2 rRNA genes are annotated in these 3690 nt (G+C 56.7%); both read left to right on the top strand.

Annotated elements, in window-relative coordinates:
- The first annotated feature begins 246 nt into the window (after positions 1-246).
- Positions 247-3365: ribosomal RNA gene (locus ACFVS1_RS26770) — 23S ribosomal RNA — on the top strand.
- Between the two features lie 92 nt (positions 3366-3457).
- Positions 3458-3574: ribosomal RNA gene (gene rrf, locus ACFVS1_RS26765) — 5S ribosomal RNA — on the top strand.
- Positions 3575-3690: the final 116 nt, after the last annotated feature.

Raw genomic sequence — 3690 nt, 5'->3', positions numbered from 1 at the left:
ACGTCTCGCACTGGTTGCTCATGGGTGGAACGTTGACTATTCGGCATACTTGGTCGTCTTCTCCTTCTAGTACTGCTCTTCGGAGCGTGGAACGTTGAGGGAAGCGGGGAGTGTGTCGGGCACGCTGTTGGGTGTCTGAGGGAATGAACTTTCCTCAGTGCCGGCCCCAGTGAACTCGCCTGTAAGGGTGGGGTGATGGGTGGTTGGTCGTTGTTTGAGAACTGCACAGTGGACGCGAGCATCTGTGGCCAAGTTTTTAAGGGCGCACGGTGGATGCCTTGGCACCAGGAACCGATGAAGGACGTGGGAGGCCACGATAGTCCCCGGGGAGCCGTCAACCAGGCTTTGATCCGGGGGTTTCCGAATGGGGAAACCCGGCAGTCGTCATGGGCTGTCACCCATGCCTGAACACATAGGGTATGTGGAGGGAACGCGGGGAAGTGAAACATCTCAGTACCCGCAGGAAGAGAAAACAACCGTGATTCCGGGAGTAGTGGCGAGCGAAACCGGATGAGGCTAAACCGTATGCGTGTGATACCCGGCAGGGGTTGCGCATGCGGGGTTGTGGGATCTCTCTTTCACGGTCTGCCGGCTGTGAGACGAGTCAGAAACCGTTGATGTAGGCGAAGGACATGCGAAAGGTCCGGCGTAGAGGGTAAGACCCCCGTAGTCGAAACATCAGCGGCTCGTTTGAGAGACACCCAAGTAGCACGGGGCCCGAGAAATCCCGTGTGAATCTGGCGGGACCACCCGCTAAGCCTAAATATTCCCTGGTGACCGATAGCGGATAGTACCGTGAGGGAATGGTGAAAAGTACCGCGGGAGCGGAGTGAAATAGTACCTGAAACCGTGTGCCTACAAGCCGTGGGAGCGTCGGAACAAGGCTTGCCTTGTTCTCGTGACTGCGTGCCTTTTGAAGAATGAGCCTGCGAGTTTGCGGTGTGTTGCGAGGTTAACCCGTGTGGGGTAGCCGTAGCGAAAGCGAGTCCGAATAGGGCGTTTCAGTAGCACGCTCAAGACCCGAAGCGGAGTGATCTAGCCATGGGCAGGTTGAAGCGGAGGTAAGACTTCGTGGAGGACCGAACCCACCAGGGTTGAAAACCTGGGGGATGACCTGTGGTTAGGGGTGAAAGGCCAATCAAACTCCGTGATAGCTGGTTCTCCCCGAAATGCATTTAGGTGCAGCGTCGTGTGTTTCTTGCCGGAGGTAGAGCACTGGATAGGCGATGGGCCCTACCGGGTTACTGACCTTAGCCAAACTCCGAATGCCGGTAAGTGAGAGCGCGGCAGTGAGACTGTGGGGGATAAGCTCCATGGTCGAGAGGGAAACAGCCCAGAGCATCGACTAAGGCCCCTAAGCGTACGCTAAGTGGGAAAGGATGTGGAGTCGCAGAGACAACCAGGAGGTTGGCTTAGAAGCAGCCACCCTTGAAAGAGTGCGTAATAGCTCACTGGTCTAGTGATTCCGCGCCGACAATGTAGCGGGGCTCAAGCGTACCGCCGAAGTCGTGTCATTGCAGCAATAGCCCCAACGGCTGCTGTGATGGGTAGGGGAGCGTCGTGTGCCGGGTGAAGCAGCCGCGGAAGCGAGTTGTGGACGGTTCACGAGTGAGAATGCAGGCATGAGTAGCGATACACACGTGAGAAACGTGTGCGCCGATTGACTAAGGGTTCCTGGGTCAAGCTGATCTGCCCAGGGTAAGTCGGGACCTAAGGCGAGGCCGACAGGCGTAGTCGATGGATAACCGGTTGATATTCCGGTACCCGCTTTGAAACGCCCAATATCGAATCAGGCGATGCTAAGTCCGTGAAGCCGTTCCGGACCCTTCGGGGAATGGAAAGTGGTGGAGCCGACGAACCAGACTTGTAGTAGGTAAGCGATGGGGTGACGCAGGAAGGTAGTCCAGCCCGGGCGGTGGTTGTCCCGGGGTAAGGGTGTAGGCCGTCAGGTAGGTAAATCCGTCTGGCAATAGTCTGAGACCTGATGCCGAGCCGATTGTGGTGAAGTGGATGATCCTATGCTGTCGAGAAAAGCCTCTAGCGAGTTTCATGGCGGCCCGTACCCTAAACCGACTCAGGTGGTCAGGTAGAGAATACCGAGGCGTTCGGGTGAACTATGGTTAAGGAACTCGGCAAAATGCCCCCGTAACTTCGGGAGAAGGGGGGCCATCACTGGTGATCGGATTTACTCCGTGAGCTGGGGGTGGCCGCAGAGACCAGCGAGAAGCGACTGTTTACTAAAAACACAGGTCCGTGCGAAGCCGTAAGGCGATGTATACGGACTGACGCCTGCCCGGTGCTGGAACGTTAAGGGGACCGGTTAGCTCTGTTTCGCAGGGCGAAGCTGAGAACTTAAGCGCCAGTAAACGGCGGTGGTAACTATAACCATCCTAAGGTAGCGAAATTCCTTGTCGGGTAAGTTCCGACCTGCACGAATGGCGTAACGACTTCTCGACTGTCTCAACCATAGGCCCGGTGAAATTGCACTACGAGTAAAGATGCTCGTTTCGCGCAGCAGGACGGAAAGACCCCGGGACCTTTACTACAGTTTGATATTGGTGTTCGGTTCGGCTTGTGTAGGATAGGTGGGAGACTGTGAAGCAGGCACGCCAGTGTGTGTGGAGTCGTCGTTGAAATACCACTCTGGTCGTGCTGGATGTCTAACCTGGGTCCGTGATCCGGATCAGGGACAGTGTCTGATGGGTAGTTTAACTGGGGCGGTTGCCTCCTAAAGAGTAACGGAGGCGCCCAAAGGTTCCCTCAGCCTGGTTGGCAATCAGGTGTTGAGTGTAAGTGCACAAGGGAGCTTGACTGTGAGACCGACGGGTCGAGCAGGGACGAAAGTCGGGACTAGTGATCCGGCGGTGGCTTGTGGAAGCGCCGTCGCTCAACGGATAAAAGGTACCCCGGGGATAACAGGCTGATCTTCCCCAAGAGTCCATATCGACGGGATGGTTTGGCACCTCGATGTCGGCTCGTCGCATCCTGGGGCTGGAGTCGGTCCCAAGGGTTGGGCTGTTCGCCCATTAAAGCGGTACGCGAGCTGGGTTTAGAACGTCGTGAGACAGTTCGGTCCCTATCCGCTGTGCGCGTAGGAATATTGAGAAGGGCTGTCCCTAGTACGAGAGGACCGGGACGGACGAACCTCTGGTGTGCCAGTTGTTCTGCCAAGGGCATGGCTGGTTGGCTACGTTCGGGAGGGATAACCGCTGAAAGCATCTAAGCGGGAAGCCTGCTTCGAGATGAGTATTCCCACCTCCTTGAGAGGGTAAGGCTCCCAGTAGACGACTGGGTTGATAGGCCGGATCTGGAAGCCCGGTAACGGGTGGAGGTGACCGGTACTAATAGGCCGAGGGCTTGTCCTCAGTTGCTCGCGTCCACTGTGTTGGTTCTGAAACCACGAACAACCCCGTTGTCGGGCCACGGCAACGGTGCGGTAGTTACAGTTTCATAGTGTTTCGGTGGTCATAGCGTGAGGGAAACGCCCGGTTACATTCCGAACCCGGAAGCTAAGCCTTACAGCGCCGATGGTACTGCAGGGGGGACCCTGTGGGAGAGTAGGACGCCGCCGAACTATTTTTGATAGAAAGCCTCAACCCCCGAGTGGAAACTCGGGGGTTGAGGCTTTTTTGCGTTCACGAGGTTCTGTTCCCATCGGGTCTGCGCCATGGACTCCGACGTGAAGTACAC

Source organism: Peribacillus sp. NPDC058075 (assembly GCF_042885195.1).
In the GTDB taxonomy this organism is placed as follows: domain Bacteria; phylum Bacillota; class Bacilli; order Bacillales; family DSM-1321; genus Peribacillus.
The sequence above is the reverse complement of the archived record's forward strand: the minus strand, read 5'-3'. Positions and strand labels throughout refer to the sequence as shown.